At 67.3% G+C, this 21,873-nt stretch carries 21 protein-coding genes; 7 read left to right on the top strand and 14 right to left on the bottom strand.

Annotated features, from left to right (window positions below):
• Positions 1-224 precede the first annotated feature (224 nt).
• The 6 genes from CIK77_RS07395 (at position 225) to CIK77_RS07370 (ending at position 5,718) form a co-directional block, all read left to right on the top strand.
• On the top strand, positions 225-1,355 hold the full coding sequence (locus CIK77_RS07395) for an ABC transporter substrate-binding protein (RefSeq protein ID WP_170934083.1): 1,131 nt from the start codon (positions 225-227) through the stop codon (positions 1,353-1,355).
• Between the two features lie 77 nt (positions 1,356-1,432).
• A complete protein-coding gene (locus CIK77_RS07390; protein ID WP_087054463.1) occupies positions 1,433-2,233 on the top strand; it encodes an ABC transporter permease in 801 nt (266 codons plus the stop codon).
• Positions 2,221-3,102 (top strand): ABC transporter permease, encoded by an 882-nt coding sequence (locus CIK77_RS07385; RefSeq protein ID WP_087054365.1) that lies wholly within the window; start codon positions 2,221-2,223, stop codon positions 3,100-3,102. Before CIK77_RS07390 ends, CIK77_RS07385 begins: the two co-directional genes overlap by 13 nt.
• A complete protein-coding gene (locus tag CIK77_RS07380) occupies positions 3,099-4,148 on the top strand; it encodes an ABC transporter ATP-binding protein (RefSeq protein WP_087054366.1) in 1,050 nt (349 codons plus the stop codon). Before CIK77_RS07385 ends, CIK77_RS07380 begins: the two co-directional genes overlap by 4 nt.
• Positions 4,145-4,831: an HAD family hydrolase gene (locus CIK77_RS07375; RefSeq protein WP_087054367.1), complete on the top strand. Its 687-nt coding sequence runs from the start codon at positions 4,145-4,147 to the stop codon at positions 4,829-4,831. The genes CIK77_RS07380 and CIK77_RS07375 overlap by 4 nt, the downstream gene beginning before the upstream one ends.
• Complete coding sequence (locus CIK77_RS07370; protein WP_087054368.1) at positions 4,828-5,718, top strand: endonuclease/exonuclease/phosphatase family protein; 891 nt, start codon at positions 4,828-4,830, stop codon at positions 5,716-5,718. The genes CIK77_RS07375 and CIK77_RS07370 overlap by 4 nt, the downstream gene beginning before the upstream one ends.
• A gap of 96 nt (positions 5,719-5,814) precedes the next feature.
• On the opposite strand, the gene CIK77_RS07365 is transcribed toward CIK77_RS07370, so the two are convergent.
• The 14 genes from CIK77_RS07365 to CIK77_RS07300 form a co-directional block, all read right to left on the bottom strand.
• Complete coding sequence (locus tag CIK77_RS07365) at positions 5,815-9,264, bottom strand: LamG-like jellyroll fold domain-containing protein (RefSeq protein ID WP_181861405.1); 3,450 nt, start codon at positions 9,262-9,264, stop codon at positions 5,815-5,817.
• A gap of 8 nt (positions 9,265-9,272) precedes the next feature.
• Positions 9,273-10,334 (bottom strand): ABC transporter permease, encoded by a 1,062-nt coding sequence (locus tag CIK77_RS07360; RefSeq protein WP_249268508.1) that lies wholly within the window; start codon positions 10,332-10,334, stop codon positions 9,273-9,275.
• Positions 10,331-11,323, bottom strand: a complete 993-nt coding sequence (locus CIK77_RS07355) for an ABC transporter permease (RefSeq protein ID WP_087054370.1) — start codon at positions 11,321-11,323, stop codon at positions 10,331-10,333. Before CIK77_RS07355 ends, CIK77_RS07360 begins: the two co-directional genes overlap by 4 nt.
• Positions 11,320-12,861: a sugar ABC transporter ATP-binding protein gene (locus CIK77_RS07350; RefSeq protein ID WP_087054371.1), complete on the bottom strand. Its 1,542-nt coding sequence runs from the start codon at positions 12,859-12,861 to the stop codon at positions 11,320-11,322. The genes CIK77_RS07355 and CIK77_RS07350 overlap by 4 nt, the downstream gene beginning before the upstream one ends.
• A 107-nt stretch (positions 12,862-12,968) precedes the next feature.
• Complete coding sequence (locus CIK77_RS07345; protein ID WP_087054372.1) at positions 12,969-14,045, bottom strand: ABC transporter substrate-binding protein; 1,077 nt, start codon at positions 14,043-14,045, stop codon at positions 12,969-12,971.
• 143 nt (positions 14,046-14,188) lie between these two features.
• Complete coding sequence (locus CIK77_RS07340) at positions 14,189-14,968, bottom strand: DeoR/GlpR family DNA-binding transcription regulator (RefSeq protein WP_087054373.1); 780 nt, start codon at positions 14,966-14,968, stop codon at positions 14,189-14,191.
• A 234-nt stretch (positions 14,969-15,202) separates the two neighbouring features.
• Positions 15,203-15,592 carry a 50S ribosomal protein L7/L12 gene (gene rplL / locus CIK77_RS07335; RefSeq protein WP_087054374.1) on the bottom strand — a complete coding sequence of 130 codons (390 nt, stop codon included), beginning with the start codon at positions 15,590-15,592 and terminating at the stop codon, positions 15,203-15,205.
• 49 nt (positions 15,593-15,641) lie between these two features.
• The gene (gene rplJ / locus CIK77_RS07330) at positions 15,642-16,157 is read right to left on the bottom strand and encodes a 50S ribosomal protein L10 (protein ID WP_087054375.1); all 516 of its coding nucleotides are present in this window, start codon (positions 16,155-16,157) and stop codon (positions 15,642-15,644) included.
• A 289-nt stretch (positions 16,158-16,446) separates the two neighbouring features.
• Positions 16,447-17,022 (bottom strand): hypothetical protein, encoded by a 576-nt coding sequence (locus CIK77_RS07325; protein WP_087054376.1) that lies wholly within the window; start codon positions 17,020-17,022, stop codon positions 16,447-16,449.
• A complete protein-coding gene (locus CIK77_RS07320; protein ID WP_087054377.1) occupies positions 17,019-17,651 on the bottom strand; it encodes a hypothetical protein in 633 nt (210 codons plus the stop codon). Before CIK77_RS07320 ends, CIK77_RS07325 begins: the two co-directional genes overlap by 4 nt.
• Positions 17,648-18,328 (bottom strand): signal peptidase I, encoded by a 681-nt coding sequence (locus CIK77_RS07315; protein ID WP_249268509.1) that lies wholly within the window; start codon positions 18,326-18,328, stop codon positions 17,648-17,650. The genes CIK77_RS07320 and CIK77_RS07315 overlap by 4 nt, the downstream gene beginning before the upstream one ends.
• The gene (locus CIK77_RS07310; RefSeq protein ID WP_087054378.1) at positions 18,298-18,840 is read right to left on the bottom strand and encodes a SipW-dependent-type signal peptide-containing protein; all 543 of its coding nucleotides are present in this window, start codon (positions 18,838-18,840) and stop codon (positions 18,298-18,300) included. Before CIK77_RS07310 ends, CIK77_RS07315 begins: the two co-directional genes overlap by 31 nt.
• A gap of 143 nt (positions 18,841-18,983) precedes the next feature.
• Positions 18,984-19,901, bottom strand: a complete 918-nt coding sequence (locus CIK77_RS07305) for a LysR family transcriptional regulator (RefSeq protein ID WP_170934085.1) — start codon at positions 19,899-19,901, stop codon at positions 18,984-18,986.
• Between the two features lie 17 nt (positions 19,902-19,918).
• A complete protein-coding gene (locus CIK77_RS07300) occupies positions 19,919-21,229 on the bottom strand; it encodes an MFS transporter (RefSeq protein WP_170934086.1) in 1,311 nt (436 codons plus the stop codon).
• 137 nt (positions 21,230-21,366) lie between these two features.
• Between CIK77_RS07300 and CIK77_RS07295 the strand changes: the two genes are divergently transcribed.
• On the top strand, positions 21,367-21,849 hold the full coding sequence (locus tag CIK77_RS07295; protein WP_087054381.1) for a DUF3237 domain-containing protein: 483 nt from the start codon (positions 21,367-21,369) through the stop codon (positions 21,847-21,849).
• Positions 21,850-21,873: the final 24 nt, after the last annotated feature.

Below are 21,873 nucleotides of genomic sequence, written 5' to 3'. Positions count from 1 at the left end.
CCCTTCGTGCGTCGCGCCGGTCGCTGTCGACCGATTCGGGCCCTCAGTCTATGCGTCGCCACGCCCGTCATTCGGACGCCTCTCCGCGTTCATCCGGCGTTCGATCCGCGCTCATCGATTCGACATGTTCACTAGTGATCTTTATGGTGAAGTCGTCAGCATCACTAGCGATGTTCTCATTCAGTACTCTCTCCCCCTTCAGGAAAGGCAGCGTCCAGAAGATCATGCGCACACGAGTTCTCGCCGCGATCGGCGTCATCGCCGCAACCGCGTTCGCCCTCGCCGGATGCTCCGGCGGCGGCTCCTCCGAAGCCTCCGAGACCTGGCGCACCGCGACCAGCGCCGAAGACGGCGGCGGAATGGACAAGCTCATCGAAGACGCACAGGCCGAGGGCGCGTTCAACGCGATGGGCCTGTACGAGGACTGGGCCAACTACGGCGGCGTGCTCGACGCGTTCAGCGACAAGTACGACATCGAGATCAACAACGACACGTCGACCGGCTCCAGCCAGGACCTCGTCAACGCCGTCGTCAACCGCCAGGGCCAAGACACCTCCCTCGACTACCTCGACACCGGCCTCAGCTACGCCGTACAGGCCGACGCTGACGGGCTGCTCGCCGAGTACCTGCCGGCGACGATCGACGACGTTCCCGAGCAGTACGTCGGCGAGAACAGCACTTGGATCAACCAGTACGGCGGCACCATCGCGATCGCGTGCGACACCTCGCGCATCGAGGTGTGCCCGACGTCGTTCCAGGATCTGCTCGATCCGCAGTACCAGGGACAGGTGGCGCTGCCCAACAGTCCGGAGACCTCCGAGTCGTCATTCATGATCGTGCACGCGGCGTCTCTCGCGAACGGCGGATCGTTCGACGACATCGAACCGGGTGTCGAGTTCTTCCGTGACCTGCAGCAGAGCGGCAGCTTCCTTCCGGTGCAGGGCAATGCCGGCACGATCGAGACGGGCGAGACGCCGATCCTGCTGGAGTGGACCTACACTCTGCAGCCCATCGCCGACCGGTTGGCTGACGAGTCGGGCATCGACGTCGAGGTGAACATCCCGACCGACGGCATCGTGTCGTCCTTCTACACGGCATCACTCAACGACGACGCCCCGCACCCCGCGACAGCGCGCCTGTTCTACGAGTTCCTCTTCTCCGACGAGGGGCAGAACCTCCTGCTGGCCGGCGGGGTCTCCCCCGTGCGGCTCGACGCGATGATCGAGGCCGGCACCGTGGACGAGGACGCGCTGGACGCCCTCCCCAGCGCTGAGCTCGGCGAGATGCCGTCACTCGAGCAGCGCCAGGCGAACCAGCAGGTGATCGACGCCGAGTGGGCGTCGGCCATCCAGTGAGCGCCGCGCGCACCTCCCCGGCTCGTCGAGCACGCCTCGGCGGGTCAGGGACGCCGGCCGTCGCCGCCCTCGCGCCGATGGCACTTCTCCTGGCCTGCTTCTTCCTCCTGCCCATCGTCGGCATGGCGCTCACCGCGTTCACTGTGTCGGACGGGGCCGGCGGGTCGCACCTCGGCCTGGAGAACTTCGCGAGCCTCGCCGACCGCGGCCAGGCCATCGCGAACTCCGTGAAGGTCTCCGCCATCGGCGCCCTCGTCGGCGCCGCCATCGGCTCCGTCAGCTCCTTCTGCATCGCTCAGATCCGCTCGAAGAAGCTCGACGCCATCGTGGCCGTGCTCTCGTCTGTGCTCGCGAACGACGGCGGTGCGCCCCTCGCGTTCAGCTTCATCGTGACGCTCGGCAACACCGGATTCCTGTTCGCGCTGCTCGGGCTGGACGCCATCGGCTTCTCGTTGTACAGCTGGCAGGGCCTGGTCGTGATGTACCAGTACTTCCTCGTGCCGACGATGATCATGGTGACGCTCCCCACCTTCGTCGGTCTGAGGCGCGAGTGGCAGGAGGCGAACCTCAGCCTCGGCGGCTCCGCCTGGACGTTCTGGCGCCGCGTCGGGCTTCCCGTCGCCGCCCCCGCTCTCCTCGGCGGCTGGGTGCTGCTGTTCGGCTCCGCGTATGCCACGCATGCGTCGGCGGCAGTCCTGATCGGCACCGGTGGCTTCCCCCTGGTCACACTCACCATCGCCTCGGAGCTGCGGTCCGGCGTGTCGTCGGGCGGCGAGGAGGCGGCGATGGCGCTCGGCGTGACGATGGTGGTCATCGCGGTCGTCGTGCTGTTCCTGTTCAACCGACTGCAGAGGATGTCCGCGCGATGGATCAGCTGAACCGCCCTGCCCGCGCTCTGCGCTGGACCCCGATTGTGCTCGTCGGCGCCTACCTGGCCATCCCGATCCTGTGCTCGATCGCCTTCGCCGTCTTCCCCGGCGGGTCGTTCTCGCTCGAGTCGTACAGCGTGCTCGGAAGCGACGCCAGCCTGCTCGACGCCGCTGCGCGCACTCTCACGATCGCGGTGCTCACGGTCGTCGTGCTGCTGGCAGTGCTCGTGCCCGCCGTCGTCGCCGTGCACCTGTGGGCACCGAAGCTGCGCCCTGTGCTCGAGATCCTGTGCACTCTGCCCCTCGTCGTACCGTCGATCGCGCTCGCGGCCGGCGTGGTGTCGATGCTGCGCTGGGGCGCATCGCAGGGCCGCGGAAGCATCCCGAACGAGATCAGCCAGACGTTGCAGAACCCCGATCTGCCGCTGATCCTCGTGGGGACCTACGTCGTGCTCTGCCTGCCGTTCACGTTCCGATCGATCGATGCGGGCCTGCGCACGATTCCCCTCAAGGCGATCGTCGAGGGGTCGACGATCCTCGGATCGTCCACGTGGGGCACCATCTGGCGCGTCGTGCTGCCGAACATCCGCGGGCCCGTGCAGTTCTCGGTGTTCTTCGGAACCGCGCTGTGCTTCGGCGAGTTCTCGATCGCGGCGACGCTCAGCCAGCAGACGGTGCCGGTATGGCTGTTCACCGTGTCGAACACCGACTTCCGGGCGTCCATCGCCGTGGCTGTGCTCCTCAACCTGACCACCTGGGCGCTCATGCTCCTCGCCACCTTCGCCGCCGGCCGACTCGCGCCGGCCCCGCACGTCGACGAGGACGACGCCTCTGTTCCGACTCCGCGCACTCCGTCCCGGAAGGTGACCGCATCATGACCGCCACAGACAACAACGAGGTCACTCTCGAGAAGGTGACCAAGCGCTTCGGCGACACGACCGTACTGCGCGACATGGACGTCCGGATCGCGCCGGGTGAGCTGCTGAGCGTGCTCGGGCCATCAGGATGCGGCAAGACGACCGCCCTGCGCATCCTGGCCGGCTTCGAGAAGCCGACATCGGGCAGCATCCGCGTCGGCGGGAGCGACATCACGACCCTCGCACCGAACCGGCGCGACATCGGCATGGTGTTCCAGGCGTACAGCCTGTTCCCCAACCTCTCGGTGCGGCAGAACGTCGAGTACGGGCTGCGCATCCGTCGTGTGAAGCCGCCAGCACGGCACAAGCGCGCAGAAGAGCTGCTCGAGATGTGCGGCTTGGAGCACCTGGCCGCACGGTTCCCGCATCAGCTGTCCGGAGGACAGCAGCAGCGCGTCGCCCTCGCCAGAGCGCTCGCGGTCCGCCCCTCCGTGCTGCTGCTCGACGAGCCGCTCTCCGCGCTCGACGCAATCGTGCGCTCGCAGATCCGCGACGAGATCCGACGCCTGCAGCAGCAGCTCGGCATCACGACCATGTTCGTCACCCACGACCAGGGCGAAGCGCTGGCGATCGCCGACCGCGTCGCTGTGCTCAACGGCGGACGCATCGAACAGATCGCCGCGCCGCAGGATGTGTACCAGCGCCCCGCCACTGAATTCGTCGCCCGCTTCGTCGGCACCGTCTCAGAAATCGGCGTCCCCGACACCTTCGACGGCGGCACCGTGCCACTGGCGCAGCCGGCACCCGGGCTGGACACGCTCTTCGTCCGCCCCGAGGACGTCGAGCTGCTTCCGGACGACTCCGGCGATGCGACGGTCACGGAGCAGACCTATCTCGGAGACCGGACCATCGTCCGCGCCGAGACGAAGGCCGGCCTGCGCGTGACCGCGTCGGTGTCCGCCGCAGGAGCGGGCCCAGTCGCCCCCGGAACGCGCGTGGCTGTCCGCGTGCTCTCCTCCCCTGCGCTGCGCGTGCCCCATGGCACGAGCGAGAAGGTCGCCGCGTGACTGATCTCGCCATCGCCGCCGAGGGCATCCGGATGACCGCCCGCGCGGTCGTGTTCGACTGCGACGGCATCCTGGTCGACTCGGAATCGATCTGGCTGCAGCTGATCTCGGAGGTGCTCGCCGACGTCGCGGACGCCGACCCCGAGCAGTTCCACGGCTCCAGCGTGGACGATGCGGCCACCGGAATCGCCGCGCTCACCGGCACCGAGCCCTCCGCCATGCGCGCAGACCTCGTTCGTCGCTACTCGGCTCGGCTCGCCCCCGGGGTGGCCCCGATGCCTGGAGCGATCGCACTCGTCACGCGCCTGGCAGCGGCCGTGCCGGTCGCCGTGGCGAGCAACGGCCTGCGCGCCGACGTGGAGATGATGCTCGACAGCATCGGACTGCTCGATACAGTGCATGTCGTGCGCACGCTCAGCGACGTCGCTTCGGGGAAGCCGGCCCCCGATCTCTACCTCGACGCCGCGCATCTGCTCGGCGTCGAGCCCGGTCGCACCATCGCCTTCGAGGACTCGCCCGCCGGGTCCCGTGCCGCGCGTGCGGCGGGGATGACGGTGATCGGCGTCAACGCCGACCCCGCCGTCTCGCTCGACTGCGATGCGCGCTTCACCTCCCTCACCGACATCGACGCACAGCTCGTTCCTACCCCGGAGCGGGAGAATCTGGAGACGAAAGCACCATGACGACTCCCCTTGACGCACACACCGACGCCGGGTCACTCCGTCTGATGACGTGGAACATCTGGTGCGGCGGACGCGAAGTCGACGACGCAGGCAGGAAGCAGATCGAAGTGCTGGACGGCCAGGCGTCCGACGTGCTCTTCCTCCAGGAGGCATGGCAGCATTCGGCGGCACCATTGGCCGCGGAACTCCGGATGGCCGTTGCGCAGCAGGGATTCGACAACGCCGTACTGAGCCCGCACGCGATCCGGCTGATTCCGACCGACACCGATCCGTATGCAACCGCAGCGATCATCCGGACCCCGATCGGCGACGTGCTCGCCTGGTCGGTGCATCTGTCTCCGTGGGACTACGGGCCGTACCGACACGGAGCCAGTGCGGGCGAGAGGAATGCCGTGTTCGCGGCAGAACGTGACATTCCCGGCGAGCAGGAGCGCGAGCAGCAGATCGGCGCCGTGCTCTCCTCAACCGACCGAATCCTCTCCGAGGTCGGCGATATGCCCGTGATCATCGCAGGCGACTTCAACGTGCCGTCCACGCTCGACTGGGACGGCCGGATCCGCCCTTCGACCGATTGGCCGGCCACACGGGCGCTGCTCGAGGCCGGCTACACCGATGCGTTCCGCGCCGTGCATCCCGATCCTGCTGCCGCTCCCGGCCTGACCTGGGCACAGATCCACACGCTCGAGGACGAGCCGCGCGACCGCATCGACTTCATTTCGGTGCGCGGTCTCACGGTCGTCGCCGCTGACCACTACGGTTCGGCGATCGATCCCGACCAGGGTGCTGGGTTCACCGAACACGGCGGCCGGAACGACTACATCCCGAGTCACGCGGGGAACTCGTTCCCGTCCGACCATCTGGCGGTGCGCGCAGTCGTCACGCACTGAGGCCGCGCCGCACACAGGATGCACGGGTGTCTCGTCGAGTGAGCGCCGGGCGCCGGTGGGACGGGCCGCTGCCCGCTCCACCGGCGCCCGGATGGATCACTCCACGATTTGGATGTCCCGGATCTTCGTGTTCCCCTTCGTCTCGACGTAGACCCGGTAGTCGCCCACGTCGTAGGTGCCCGTGGCGTTGTTGCCGATCGTGTGCGTCGCCTCCTGCGTCGTCTCGGATCCGTCGGCATGGGTCTCGGTCACAACGATGGTGAGCTCGTTCGTCGGTCCCGGTGTCTTCGCCACCGTTGCGGCCGCCTCTGTGCTCACGATCTCATCCGGATCGTCATCCGCGCTGGATTCCTCCTCGTACAGCCGCGCGACCTGCGCGTCATCCAAGGGCAACCCGAACACGTGCACATCGTCGAGCGCGCCGGTGAGGAAGTCGACATCGTCGCCCTCCCACTCGGCGCGGCCGAGCGCGATCGCTCCCGTGGCACCCGTCGCGCCCTTCGCCTCGACGGCACTCGCCTGCTCACCGTCCACGTAGAGCGCGAGCTTCTCATCCTGCGCATCGCGCACGCCCACCAGGTGGTACCAGACGCCCTGCTCCGGCACGATTTCGGCAACCGCCCGCGGGCCATCGGGGAAGCTCATCGCGAATCCCCCGATGTCTGCGCCGTACTGCAGGAAGAAGCTGCTCGATTCGTCCAGGCCGTCCGCGCTGGCGAAGGTGACGTACCCGGAGTCCGGAATCTCGTCCAGCCGCACCCATGTCGAGATCGAATAGCTGTCGGTGCCGTCGACGCCGTCGACCTGCGCCGTGGCCTGCTGGCCGCCGTCGAAGGCGATCGCGCTGCCGTCGCCGGCTGACTCGCGCTGTTCGGTCCACGTCACGCCGTCGCCGAGTTGCAGCGTGCTGCCGTTCTCGGTGAGGTCGGCGCTGGTGCTCCCTTCTCCTTCGTCCATCGACCAGTGCGCGAAGCCTTCGCCATCGGCGTCGGGGTCATCCGGAATGGGGGATCCCGATCCGTATGCGATCACGCGAGCGTTGATCTCAGCGACCCGGTCGAAGTCCATCTTCGGCACGCGCCTGTCGTAGGTCCAGAAGCCGTTGACCTCTCCCTCCACGTCGGTGAGCTGTGTGTACACCGATCCGGAGAGGAAGTCACGAGACGGACGGAGAAGCTTCGCCGTATTGGCGACGTAGCTGTCGGTCAGAGCCTCGACCGAGTCCACCTCACCGTAGGGGTTGACCGAGCCGCCAGGCCACACGTGACCCGGAACCGACAGCGAGAATCCGCCGTGCTCACCGTCGATCGATGCGCGGTTCTCATCGGGCTGAGGGAGCGCAGGGCCGACGTACATGTGCCAGTCGATGATGTCGCCTCGCCCGGAGTCGCCGTGCGAGTTGCAGCAGTTCACACCGCTGTGCGCGTTCACGATCCTGGTCGGATCGAGTTCGCCGACCTCATCGGCGATGCGACCGGTGGCCTGCTGATCCCATTCGCCCCAGCCCTCGTTGAACGGCACCCAACCGATCACGGACGTGTACGAGTCCATCTGATCGACCATGGTCGCCAGCTGACTCTCGAATGCCGCGCGCGACTCGTCGTCCTGGTTGCCACCGTTGTTGCTCGGCATGTCCTGCCAGACGAGCATGCCGAGCTGATCGGCGTGGTGGTACCACCGCGCAGGCTCGACCTTGATGTGCTTGCGGATCGTGTTGAAGCCCAGTTCCTTGGTCTGCTCGATGTCCCAGCGCAGCGCCTCGTCGGTCGGTGCCGTGGAGACGCCGTCCGGCCAGTACCCCTGATCGAGCGTGGAGAGAAGGAAGGTCTGCTCCCCGTTCAGCAGGATGCGCTGCGTTCCACCCGATTCGCTGATCTCGATGGAGCGCATGCCGGCGTAGCTGCGCACCGTGTCGGCGCCCGTCGAGATGTCGATGTCGTAGAGGAAGGGGTCGTCGGGACTCCACAGACGCGGGTCGTCCACGGTTACGTCGATGGGCTCGCCGCCCTCGCCCGTCGCCTGCCCCACAGTCTCGCCGTCAGCCGACACCGTGACCGTGGTCGCGACACCGTCGTTGCCCTCGGTCTGCACGACGAAAGCTGACTCTTCGAGATCGGGCGTCACGTCCAATTCTGTGACAGAGGACTCGGGCACCGGCTCCATCCATGCCGTCTGCCAGATGCCGGACGACGGCGTGTAGAAGATGCCGGAGGGGTTGACCTCCTGTTTGCCGCGCACCACGTTCGTGGTGTCGTCGTGCACACGCACAACGAGCTCGTTGACGCCCTCGTGAAGCGCATCCGTCGCGTCGGCGCTGAACGCGTCGTACCCGCCGGTGTGCGTGGCGATCTGCGTGCCGTTGACCAGGATCTGCGAGTCGTAGTCGACAGCGCCGAACTGCAGCATGAGACGGTTGCCGTCGCCGATCTTCCAATCGGCCGGCACCTCGAACGTGCGACGGTACGCGAAGTCGTCCTCGTGGCGGGCGATGCCGCTGAGCTCGGACTCGATGGGATACGGCACGACGACCTCTTCCGAGTAGGCCTCGCCTGTCGGCGCGGCTTCATCGCCCTCGAGCGCCTCGAACTGCCACGTGCCGTTGAGGTTCTGCCATTCATCGCGCTGCAGCTGCGGGCGGGGGTACTCAGGAAGCGGCGCCTCGGGGTCGACGTCCTCAGCCCACGGGGTCCGCATCGTGTACTCGGAGCCGTTCACCACAGGCAGGTCGAAGGGCGCGACCGACTCGCCGTCGAGGGCGAGGGAGCCATCGCCGTCGTAGGCCAGCCGTGTCACCGAGCCGCTCTGCACCGGAGTGTCCGCAGTGACCTGCAGCGAGCCCTCTGCCAGCGCGGCATCGGCAATGGGGATCTCGTAGCCGTCCGAGGTGAGCGCGAACTGCGTCGCATCGATCGCGCCGGAAAGTGCGCCGCCGAAGTCCGCGACAGCGACGGTGCCGCCCGCGTCCAGTCGGATGTCTGCGGTGACGCCGTCGTATGAGTCCGGCAGCGTGAACGCATCAGCCGGAATCGTCGTGCGCTCGAAGCCCGGCCCGGTCCACCCGAGATCGATGTACGCGCCTCCCGCGTTCTGGAACAGTTCGAAGCGGAAGTCGTGGGCCCCGGCGGTCAGGTCGACCGGATCGGCGGTCTGGCGGACGTCCCAGTCGTCGACCCAGTGATCGATCAGGAGCTCGTCGTCGACCCAGAGCCGGAACCCGTTGTCGCCGATGGCGTCGAAGACGTACTCACCATCATCCGGAACGTGCAGATCGCCGCTCCATCGGGCGCCGACCTGCTCGGTCCGACCGGTGCGCTGCTCGTAGACGGGCACCAGGTTCTGATAGTCCACGGCCGCGTCGATCACCGTGCTCTGCAGCTCCCCGAGCGCAAAATCTTCTCCCGTGGTGAAGTACTCGGCCTTCAGGCCCGGCCGGTCCGACGCCGCCTGCGCCGGCGCCGCGACGGCGACCCCGGATAACGCTATTGCGAAGGCTGCTGCGACTGCTATGCCGCCGCGCGCCCCACGCCGTCGTGGGTTCGCGATCATGTCCACTGTCATTCCTCTCTGTCGGTTGCCACGTTGCTGGAACGGGCCTGCGCAGCCTCGGCTGCCGTCTCCGCACGCGCGCCCTTCGCCTGCACGCGGGAGAGATATACCTGTGCGACCGCGACGGCTGCCAGCAGCGCACCGTTGACCACCGTCTGCCAGTTGGAGTTGGTCAGGCCCAATCTGTTGATCAGATTCGCCACCACCTGGAGCAGGGTGATGCCGGCGAGCGAGCCGAAGACCGTTCCGGCGCCGCCGGTGAGGACGGTGCCGCCCAGCACCACGGCCGAGATCGCCGTGAGTTCGAGGCCGACGCCCAGCGTCGTCACTCCCGAACCGGTGTACGAGGCGGTCATCGCTCCGGCCAGGCCGGCGAGCGCTCCGCTAGACGAATAGGCGATGATCAGCGAACGCCGCACCGGGAGCCCCATCAGACTGGCGGCGTCGAGCTGTCCGCCCGCTGCGAGCAGCGTTGCCCCGTAGGACGTCCTGCGGGCGATGACGACGCCGACGAGGAACAGGATGATCACGACCCAGACGTTGTGGCCGAGTCCGAACAACTGTCCTCCGGCGAACGCTCCGAAACCGCTGCCAGGGTCCACGGCGAAGGTGACCGCGCCCTCCTGTGTGAGGAACAGCAGCAGCCCGCGAGCGAACAGCAGGCCCCCGAGCGTCACGATGAACGCCGGCACCAGCGTCTGCGCGACGATCAGTCCCTGGACGAGCCCGATCGCGCCGCACACTGCCAGCGGGAGCAGCAGAGCGGTCACGAAGCCGTACTGCGAGCCCCACGCTGCCAGGACGCCGCCCAGCGCGTACACCGAGCCGACCGACAGGTCGATGCCGCCGGTGAAGATCACGAAGGTCAGACCGAGCGCGAGGGGCGCGTAGAACGACGCCTGCGTGGCGATCTGGAAGAGATTGCCCGCAGTGCCGAACGTCGGGAAGGCGAAGAACATCACCACCACCAGAACGCCCAGCACGACCAGCGCACCGTTGCGCTGCGCGATCCGTGCGATCGCGGCGCCGGATGTCAGCGAGGACCCGGTTCTCGACAAGGTGCCGTTCACTGTCGCTTCCTTCCCACCTGGGCGAACACCGCGACGACGATCACCATCGCCGTGATCATCTGCGTCATCGAATCGGGAACGTTGTGGGAGATGAGTGTCGCCGAGATCAGCTGCATCAGCAGCGCTCCGGCGACGGTCCCCATGACGCGGACCGTTCCACCGTTCAGCGAGGTCCCACCGATGACGACGGCGGCGATCGCGTTCAGCTCCATCAGCAGGCCGAGCGTCTTCGGGTCGCTGGCCTGAGAGCGCGCGGCCGCCAGCACACCAGCCACCGCCGCCAGCAGCGCGCAGACGACGTACGCCGTGATGATGACACGCCTGATCGGCACACCGGCCAGTTCGGCGGCTCGTTTGTTGCCGCCGACCGACTCGATGAACAGCCCGAACGTCGTCCGCCGGACGACGAACAGCACGATCACAACGGCGACCGCCGCGATCAGCACCGTGTACGGAATGCCGAGAAGCGACGCACGCCCGAGCGCCACGATTCCCGGGTCGTCGATCGACTTGATGGAGCCGCCGATCACGTTGGCGAGCCCACGTCCGCCCACCATGATCGCCAGCGTCGCGACGATCGGCTGCAGGCCGACCACGGCGACCAGGAATCCCGCCAAGAGCCCGAAGGCGACGCCGACGAGCAGCGCGATGAGCATGGCCGGTGCGGTGCCGTACCCGATGTACAGCGGCATCACAGCAGCGGACAGCGCCATCACGGCGCCGACGGAGAGATCGATTCCCTTGGTGCCGATCACGATCGCCATGCCGAGCGCGACGATGAGCGTCGGAGCCGCTTGGATCAGCTGCAGCCGCAGGTTCGACAGCGTGAGGAAGTGTTCGGTGATCCCTGCGTTGAGGACGAGCAGGACGAGCAGCGCCGCGTACACGCCGTACGCGGAGATCCACTCCCGCACGCGCGCGCCGCGGGGCCTGGACGGCGCGCTCGCACTGGAGGCGATCGCTTCGGTCACGCTCTCCTTCACGCTCATGCGTCGCCCTCCGTCCCCACGAGGGAGCGAAGCAGACCCTGGTTGGTCAGCGACGCGCCCGACAGCTCGGCGTCGACCGCGCCGTCGCGAAGCACGATGACGCGGTTCGCCGTGTCGACCAGCTCCTCGGTCTCGGAGGAGATCATGACCACAGCCAGGCCCTCAGCCGCTAGTTCGTCGATGAGGCCACGCACCTCGAGCTTGGCTCCGACGTCGATGCCGCGCGTGGGCTCGTCCAGCAGAAAGACCTTGGGTCGAGTCGCCAGCCAGCGTGCGATCAGCACCTTCTGCTGGTTCCCTCCGGAGAGCTCACCGACCTTCTGCTCGGGCGAGGAGACCTTGATCTTCAGCCGACGCACGTACTCGTCGACCAGTGCGTTCGTCTTCGCTCGCGAGAGGATACCGCCCTGCGAAACTCGCTTGGTGACGGCGAGGACGATGTTCTCCCTCACCGAGAGGTCCGGGATGATTCCCTCTGCCTTGCGGTCCTCGGACAGCAGTGCGATTCCCGCCCTCATGGCAGCTCGGATGGAGTTGCGCCGCACCTTCGCGCCGTCGACTTCTGCGGTGCCGCGCGATGCGGGAAGAGCGCCGTAGATCGCTTTCACGGTCTCGCTGCGTCCAGCTCCGAGCAGACCGCCCAGACCGAGCACCTCTCCGGCGCGGACCGTCAGGCTGACCCCTGAGAGTTTTCCCGGAACGTCGAAGTCGCGCACGCTGAGCGCCGCTCGCGCGTCGTCGGCGTCGTCATCGCCCTGCACGCTGCCGTCGCCGGCTCCGCTCGTCTCCCCGATGTCCCGTCCGAGCATGTGCGCGATCAGATCGCGGCGGCTGAGGTGCTGCATCTCACCCGTGTGCACCAGCTCGCCGTCGCGCAGGATCGTCACACGGTCACAGAGCTGCCAGAGCTCGTCCAGTCGATGCGAGACGAAGATCAGCGCACAGCCGTCGTCGCGCAGCCTGCGGGCGATCCGGAACAGGGTCTCGACCTCGCGCTGTTCCAGCGATGAGGTCGGTTCGTCCATGATGACGACCTTCGCGTCGATGGTGACGGCTCGCCCCAGTGCGACCATCTGCTGCACTCCGAGCCCCAGCGTCTCCAGCTCTGCCGTGACGTCGACGTGGATGCCGAGATCGTCGAGCAGGTCCTTCGCCCTCACGTTCATCGAACGCATGTCGATCAGCCCGTACCATGTGCGCGGCTCCCGCCCAAGGAAGATGTTCCGCGCGATCGACAGCTTCGGCACCAGGTTGACCTCCTGATACACCGTGGAGATACCGATGTTCTGCGCATCAGCCGGCTGGCTGAACGTCACCTCGTCGCCCTGATAGATGATCGATCCGCCGTCGGGTCGGTAGACGCCCGTCAGCACCTTGATCAGCGTCGACTTGCCTGCGCCGTTCTCGCCCACCAGCGCGTGGATCGAGCCCGGATGCACTGCGAGATCCACTTCACGGAGTGCGTGGACACCGGCGAAGGACTTCGACACTCGGCGCGCTTCGAACGCCGGAGGTCTCGTCGCATCGGAATTGCTCATACTGGTCTCCCGCGACCGCCTGCGGAAGGTTGTCCGTGCGTGCGGCCGATCAGTTGCCGTAGAAGGTGCGCGGCTCCGAGGCTCTCCGCCTCGGAGCCGCGCCTGCGTCAGAAGGCCTGCCCGAGGTCCTTCTCCGCGTTTTCCGCGGTGTATTCCCCATCGGCGATGATGACGTCCTCGGAGATGGCCTCCCCGTCGTAGAACTTCTGCAGCGTTTCGAACACCAGCGGACCGAACCGCGGGTTCGACTCGATCACCGCGTTGTAGTTTCCGTCGACGATCGCCTGCACCGCGTTGCGGGTGCCGTCGACGGAGACGATCTTGATGTCTTCGCCCGCCTGCTTTCCCGCCTCCTGCACCGCAGCCATCGCACCGAGCCCCGACTCGTCGTTGAACGCGTAGACCGCGTCGATCTCCGGGTTGGTCTGGAGCAGCTGCGCCGTGACCGTCTGTCCCTCATCACGGGACGCGTTCGCCGTCTGCTCGGCGACGATGTTGATGTCGGGGTACTTCTCCTCGACCTGCTCGACGAAGCCGTCGCGGCGCCCGTCTGTGACGTTGTTGCCCGACGGACCGAGCAGCACTGCGACGTTCGCCTCCTCGTCGGTGACCGCGGCCAGCTGATCCGCCGCGCGCTGGCCCTGCACGTAGAAATCCGACCCGAGGAACGTGAGGTAGTCCTCGCACGACGTATCTGTCACCTTGCGGTCGATCGTGACGACGGGGACGCCTGCATCGCTCGCCGCATCGAGCGCGGGGGTGAGACCGTCCGAGTTGACAGGCGCGACCACCAGGATGTCCACGCCCTGGTTGATCATCTCCTGGATGTCGCTGATCTGCTTGGGAAGCTCGGCGTTGGCATTGGTGACGATGACCTCCGCACCGGCGTCGGCGGCGGCATCCCGGATCGACTGCGTCTCGGCAGCGCGGAACGCGGCGGAGTCGGGTTCCGACTGGGAGAACCCGACGGTCGCTCCCTCGAGCTCAACCGGATCGACGCCGTAGTCGTCGATCGTGCAGCCCTCGCCTTCGGCCGCCGGCTGTTCGTTCGCGGCTTCTGCCGCTTCCCCTTCGTCGCCGGTGGTGGCTGTCTCACCGGTATTCGTGCATCCGGCGAGAGCGAAGACGACCATCGCCGCGAATGCGGCTCCGGCCATCGGCTTCATCGTGCGCAGCTTTCGCATTTTTACTCTCCGTTGAGTGTGTGGCGGACTGTCTGAGTGACGTGACCCGACCGTACCATAAACGATCACTTTCAAACGGAAAAGATCGCTTTCACACATACCTAAACGAACAGTGCCGAATGCCGCCCGTGCGAGACTTCGGCTCAGCGCTCGCTCACGAGCACATCGACGCCGCTTTCTGCCAGCGCGCTGCGCGCCCTCTCCGGCAGTGCCGCATCGCTCACCAGAGCGTCGAGGGAGCCCATGTCGACGAACGTCGTCAGGCCGACGACGCCCCATTTCTCCGCGTCCGCCAGAACCATCGATCGACTTGCGCGTTCCAACAGCTGCTGATTCACCTGCGCCTCGAGCAGATTGGGAGATGTGCACCCGGCATCGATGTCGACCCCGTGGGCGCCCAGCACGACGACATCGAGGTGCAGCCGCTCCAACGACCCCAGGGCGATCGGACCGACCAGCGCGCGCGACCGCGTGCTCTCACCACCCGAGAGGATCACTCGGGCGTCCGACGCCCTCCAGAACTCCTCCGCGACCGGCACTGAGTTCGTCATCACTGTGAGATCGGGCACGCCGATCAGCGCACGAGCGAATGCCAGGGTCGTCGTCCCGGCGCCGATGCCGACGACCTCGCCCGGTTCGATCTGCGAGGCGGCGAGCGCCGCGATCTCCCGCTTCGCCCCGGCATTTCGCAGCAGCTTCTCCTCAGGCGACGGCTCAGCTGCGACGCGACCGCCCCTGACGCGCGCGCCGCCGTGCACCCGCTCGATCAGCCCCTCGCGGGCGAGCTGTTCGATGTCCCGCCGCACGGTCATCAACGAGACGCCGAGTTTGTCTGAGAGGTCGCGCACACGCACCGTCCCGCGCTCACGAACCTCCTGCACGACGCGTTCGCGACGGTCGGGAGCGAGGTCCGATGGAGACATACGTCACACTTTATGTGCGAACGAACAAAAACGACAGCCCGACCGCACAGAAACCCACGGAACCCCGGCAGCTTCACCGAACAACGCGACCGCAACCGACGTTCCGGTCCGCCCTCGCGTCGTCCGGCCGCCTCGCCGTACGCGCCACCGTGACTCATCGAACCGCCCGATGCAGAACGAACCCCCGAGGCCGCAGCCTCGGGGGTTCGTTGCAGAGTGTCGCTGTGACGGGTCTTACTTGAGACCCACCGTTGCGCCGGCCTCCTCGAGCTTCGCCTTGGCGGCCTCAGCGGCCTCCTTGGGCGCAGCCTCGAGAACTGCCTTCGGAACGCCGTCGACGAGCGCCTTCGCGTCACCCAGGCCGAGCGAGGTCAGCTCGCGGACAGCCTTGATGACCTGGATCTTCTTGTCGCCTGCACTCTCGAGGATGACGTCGAAATCGGTCTGCTCCTCTTCGGCCTCAGCGTCGCCACCGGCAGCCGGGGCGCCGGCAACGGCAACGGCGGCCGGAGCCGCGGCGGTGACGTCGAACTTCTCTTCGAACGCCTTAACGAACTCGCTGAGCTCGATGAGCGTGAGCTCCTCGAACGCGCTGAGCAGCTCTTCGGTGCTGAGCTTCGCCATGATGTATCTCCTGTATATCCGGGGTTGTGTGGATGCTTGTCCGACCGCTTTACGCGGCGGTGTCCTGCTTCTCGCGCAGTGCCTCGACCGTGCGCACCGTCTTGGACGGCAGCGCCTGGAAGACCGCGGCAGCCTTCGACATCGAAGCCTTCATCATGCCTGCGACCTTCGACAGGAGAACCTCACGGCTCTCCAGGTCGGCGAGCTTGTTGACTTCGTCCGAGCTGAGAGCGGCACCGTCGAAGTAGCCGCCCTTGATGACGAGAAGAGGGTGTGCCTTGGCGAATGCACGCAGACCCTTGGCCACGGCGACGGGGTCACCGTGGACGAAGGCGATGGCCGACGGACCGATGAGGTCGGCGTCCAGCTCCGAGATCCCCGCGTTGTTCGCGGCGATCTTGGTCAGCGTGTTCTTCACCACGGCGTATTCCGCGTCCTGACGAATGCTGTCGCGAAGCTCCTTGAGCTCGGCAACCGTCAGCCCGCGGTACTCGGTAAGCACGACGGCGGTCGAGTCTTCGAAGTTCTTCTGAAGCTCGGCAACCGTTGCGTCCTTGTGCGCCATGGCCACTCCTAGATCTGTACGAGACGCCCCGAGGAAACGGAGCGCCGACCAGGACCGCCGCATACACAGAAAAAAGCTCCGGCGCAAGCGCACGGAGCGGAACCTGAGAACTCAGGAGATTCGTTCGTGACACCTGCGCGGGCCTCTGCTGAGCAGTGCTTCGATCGTTGCACGATTTCTCGCGCCACGACGACCGGCGGTCTTTGGCTTCGTCAAGCCTACGGCACGACCCTGCTCCGTCCAAATCCGTTCGCGCATCGCGGTCCCCGGGCCGAGCCGGGAAGCGCGCTCAACGCGGAACGGTTCGCACGGTGCAACGGGGATCGACACCGGCCAACCCCATCGATGCGTCGGCGACGAGCCACTCAGACACCCAGTCTCCCCGCCCCGTCAGCCGGATGCCGAATGACTTGCTCCCCCCGAGCAGCCCCGTCAGAAGTCCGCTGTTCACCACCGTGGTATAGCCCTCCGGCGTGCCGGAGGTCGTCGTGTTTCCGAGCAGTCCGCCGAGAAGCGGCTCGAGGACCCCTCCCGTGATGAGCTGTCCGAACTCTGCATCCTCGGATGTGTACCCGTCGCCGTCGGGAGGGATTCGCCAGTAGATCGTCACCGACGGGCTCAGCCCCAGCAGTCCTCCGGATGCGACGCATCCGGGTGCTCGCGACGCGATCGGCGTCGGCACGGTATCCGCGGTGAACTCCGCACCTCCGACCTCTGCGTCCACCCACCCCGCCTCGGTGTCCTGCGCCGAAGGCACAAGCACGGCGACGGCGAGGAGCGCGATTCCGACGACACCCGCCGACAGCCGCAGCGGCAGCTCGTCGACACGACGAATCCGCCGACGCATGCGCGACGCGGCCGTCATGTCCCGACTCCGTCTTCGCGGCGGCGAGCCCGCCCGATCAGCAGTGCGGCGCCGCCGACGAGCAGCACCGCTCCCCCTGCCAGCACCCAGGGGAGACCGGCTGGCAGCCCGGTAGGCGGCAGCGGATCATCCGACCATGCGTCGACTTCCTCTCCCGCTCCGACCACCTTCACCCGCAGTCGTGTGGCATCCGCGGCGGCGCCCGAGGCGACGCCGACCTGCAGGCGCAGGTGCGTGACCGCGGCGGAATCCACCTCGTCCAGCACCACCGTCTCGTCGTCGCGCGGCACCTCCCACCCCGTACGCAGATGCACCGCTCCGCTCGGGCATTCGCCTCCGCGCCATGGAACGCCGCATGAGGCCGCGTCGACGACCAGCGGCGTCCCACCCGAGGCGCTCATCCCGATGGTGAGAGTGCCTGGCTCCGGTGCATCCGCGCTGATCTCGATGTCCCACCGCATCGGCTCCCCCGGCAGCATGCCGATCGCCTGGTCCCAGTCAGCCACGGAGACCACGCGTATGTACTGCCCTTGGCGCACTTCGGTGGTCGGCGCCGCCGCCGCGGGGGCTCCGAGCGCGAGCACGCTGAGAATCCCGCCCACGGCCGCAGCGCCGATCCCGCACCTCACGCTGCTTCTCCCCGTCCGCGGTCGCGCGGCCAGAACGCCCAGACCACGAGCAGCGTCGCGGCGATGGTGATGCCGCCCAGTATGAGTGGATTGCTCATCGCCGCGATCACCGGGGCGATGCCCGGAACCGCGAACAGCACGATGCGAACCGTGGTCACCTCATACGGATACGGATCATCGACATCGTTCGCGTCGCCGCGCATCGTGATCACGCGGGCATCATCGCTCGCACCGTCGTCGACAGACGTGACCCTGTGGGTGACGGGCAGATCATCCGGACGATCGACTGTGACCACATCTCCCACGTCGATCTCGGCAGCCGCGACCTCCTGCACCACGGCGACGGAACCGGCGGGGATCGTCGGTGACATCGACCCCGTGCGGAACATGATCAGCGTGATGTTCGCGGCCACCGCGAGGATCACGAGGAGGATGCAGACCAGGCCGGCCGCCGCAGCGACCCACAGCAGCGCCTCCCCGACCGCCCCGCCGACGCGCGCGCCTCGACGCGGCGGCCGAGAAGCCGGTTCCGGCCCGCGGCCTGAGGCTGTGCGTCGCTCGCGGCGCGTCGCCGATGATGCGGCGCGCTCGTCGGGAGGCCCCGCCCGCACGTCGAGGTCGTCGCCGGGATCGCCCGGCCGACGCTCTACTGAACCGACTCCGCGTTCCACTGCCACAGCACGCTTCCGGCATCCCCCTGTTCGAGCGCGTCCTCCGCCGTCACCTGGAGGCACAGGTAGACGTCCGTGCCCTGTTCCATCACATCGGGCACCGCGCTCCCACCGGCGAACGCGGTCTCGTCGCAGCCGAACGCCGTCGTCGCGACGGCGTCGAAGCTCAGCTTCCCCGCGGTGGCGAAGTCGCCGCTGCCGATCGGGGCGACCGCCTCGAGCTCGGCGTCGTACGAACCTGTCACCCGCAGCGCGTACGCCTCGTACACGGTGTCGCCGGGTGCGAGGTTGTCGGCGCCCGTTTCGAAGGTGAGTGCCGCTGCGCCCTCTTGGGATGTGTGATCCTCGAAGGTCTCATTGTCGGTGGACCCCTGGAACACGAAGGTCCCGGCCGCGAAGTCGCCCGTGGCGAACTCCGAGTCGTTCCACGCCGCCAGGGTCACCGCCGTGCCGACGCCGAGCACGAGCCCCCCGGCGAGTACGGCCAGTACCTTGCGTCGATCTGCTGTCTTGACCATGTGTCTCCCTTGAGACTCGGGTGGTGAACGGGAGCGCCGCTCCCAGCGCACCGGAGTATCGGCACGTCGATATATTCTCCTCTGTGTCGACGACGCACGCAACCGTCCCGCCGGCATGTCCGTCGTCCGGACGGGTGCCGCCGTCAGCCGTCTTCGCTGTCGAACGGCGCCAGCTCGGGCGCCGCGTCGAGCAGCACCTGCTGGAGGGCCCGCACCGCTGACGACTGCTCACGATCGGCTCGCCACGCGAAGGTCGCCGTCTCCCGGTGCGGACGCGGCGTCAGACGGCGCGTCACGATGGGCCTTCCCTCGTAGCTCATCCGGTTGCGGGGGCGTTGGATGAACAGCGAGTACCCGACACCGCGCGCGACGAGCGACCGGATGAACTCGAAGTTCGGCGTGCGGGTGAGGACCCGCGGCACGAGCCCGCACGCGTCGAAGTACGCCATCGTGTCCTCGACGCTCGGCGAGACGTCCATCAGGATCAGCGGCTGATCGATCAGGTCACCCGCCTCGACGACCCTGTGCGCGGCGAGCGGATGGTCCGGTGACAGGATCGCGTGCATCTCGGTGTCGTAGATCGCGGTCGTGCGCAGCTCCGGATGGACCTGCAGGTTGTACGCCAGGCCGCAGTCCAGCTGCCCCGTCCGCACACCGTCGACGATCTGATCCTTTCCGAGCGAGACCACGTGCAGCGTGACGTCCGGGTGCCGCTTCGCCATCGTCGCCCAGGCTGCTGCCATCACCGTCGGTGCCAGCGAGGGGAAGCACCCGACGGTCACCGTGCCGCTCGGCCCGTCGCCGCGACCGAGGCTCTCGATGGCGCCCGCGCGCTGCAGCACATCTGCCGCCTGCGCGAGCACCTCTTCTCCCTGCTGAGTCAGCTCGATCCCCGCGGCCTTCGTCCGGATGCACAGGGTGAGCCCCAGGACGCGCTCGAGATCGTCGATGGCCGCGGCGATCGACGACCTCGACACGTGCTCTCGCTCTGCGGCGCCGCTGATGCTTCCGGCACGTGCGGCTGCACGGAAGTGCGCGAGCTGACGCAGCGTGATGTTCATGCCACCACCCTGCCGCATCAGCCGTCAGCCGTGAGCTCCTTGCCCTTCGACTCTCGCATGGCGATCGCGACGACCGTACTGATCAGGCAGAGCACGATGATGTATCCGACGAACAGCCAGTGCTGTCCGATCGAGGAGACCCAGGTGTTCAGGTAGGGCGCCGTGCCGCCGAGGAAGGCGCCTGCCGTCGCGTATCCGATGCCGATGATCGTGGCGCGCACGCGCGTCGGCACCAGCTCGGCGAAGATCGCGCCGAGCGGTGCGCAGTTCGCGGCGAGCAGGACGGACGCGGCTGCCATCGCGAGCCAGAGCCGGAACGGACTGTCGCTGAGCAGGAACTCGAGCGGGAAGGCGAGCACGGCGAACCCGATCGAGAAGATGAGCAGAACGGGTCGCCTCCCCCACCGGTCGGCGAGCGCGCCCATGACGGGCACCGCGATGAGGAAGACCGCTTGGCCGAGCAGACCCGCCACGAGTGACGCGTTCGCGTCCATTCCGAACTCGCGCACGGCGTACCCCGGGGCGAAGATGAACCACGTGTAGAAGGCGACGACGCCGCTGATGGTGAGCCCGACGATCGTCAGAAGCGCGCGCGAGTTCTCGCGCATCTCCCGGAACACGTCAGTCAGGCGGCGCTTCGGACGGTCCGCCTCGAGTCGCTGACTCTCCTCGTGCACATCGGACTCGGCCATCCGGAGCCTGATCCAGATCGCGTACACGCCGATGAGGGCGCCGGCGGCGAACGGGATGCGCCACCCGAAGGCCTCCAGCTGCTCTGTGGTGAACACCGCGGTCATCAGCACGCCGAGGCCCGTCGCTCCCATCGTGCCGATTCCGACGCCGAGCCATGGTGTGCTCGCCCACAGTGCGCGATGACGGCGCGGCGCGATCTCGGCGAGGTACGTGAACGCACTGCCGGTCTCACCGCCATGGGCGAGACCCTGCACGAGGCGCGCCACCAGGAGCACCACGCCGGCGAACCACCCGACGGTGTCGGCGGTCGGGGCGACGGCGATCAGCAGACTGCCTCCCGCTGCGAGCAGAATGGCGCACGTCAACGAGAAGCGGCGTCCCTTCCTGTCAGCGATGACACCGAACAGCCACCCGCCGATCGGACGCATCACGAACCCGACCGCGAACACGGCCAGCGTCGACAGCAGCGATGAGATGGGGTCGTCACTCACGAAGAAGCGCGCGGCGAAGTACGCCGCGAAGATCGAGTAGATGTTCCAGTCGAACCATTCGAGCGCGTTGCCGATGTTCACGGCGACGAGGTCGCGGACGCGCCGCTGTGCAGGCGCTTTGTCGGTCTGATCGTGAATCGTCATTGGTTCACCTTCGTTGTTGCCGGGTTGCCTATGCACAGTGCCCCCTCCGCAGGCACCCGCACAACGCTCGACTTCCGCCATGCGATGTCGGGAACGTGTGCAACAACTCCCCGCGCAGCGCTCCTAGGCTCTCTGTCATGAGCAATGACGCACATTCCGCGGCGCCGGACGCGCCCCACCTGGAGTACTTCGCAACGATCACCGCGCACGTCGCGGTTCCGATCGAACTGGGCGAGATGCCGGGAGGCGCACAGCGCATCATTCCGATCACCGGCGGCACGCTCTCCGGCCCGGATGCCGACGGCACGATCCTGCCAGGCGGCGCGGACCATCAGGTTCTTCGCTCTTCGACCACGACTCAGCTGCTCGCCAGATACGCGATCGAGACGGACGACGGCCACCGGATCGCGGTGGAGAACATCGGTGTGCGCAACGGTTCCGAGGCCGACATCGCCACGCTCGTGGCGGGCGGAACGGTCCCATCGGAGCGCATCTACTTCCGCTGCCTTCCGAGGCTGACCGGATCAGGACGATGGACATGGTTGAGCGATCGTCTCTTCGTCGGCACCGGAACCCGTCACCCCGATCGCGTGAAGGTCGACGTCTTCATGGTCGCCTGATCCGCGCCGACGACGGTGCGTCGA

Origin of the sequence: Microbacterium sp. JB110, from assembly GCF_003335195.1 — a bacterium.
Taxonomy (GTDB): domain Bacteria; phylum Actinomycetota; class Actinomycetes; order Actinomycetales; family Microbacteriaceae; genus Microbacterium.
This window is presented reverse-complemented; position numbering and strand designations above follow the sequence as displayed.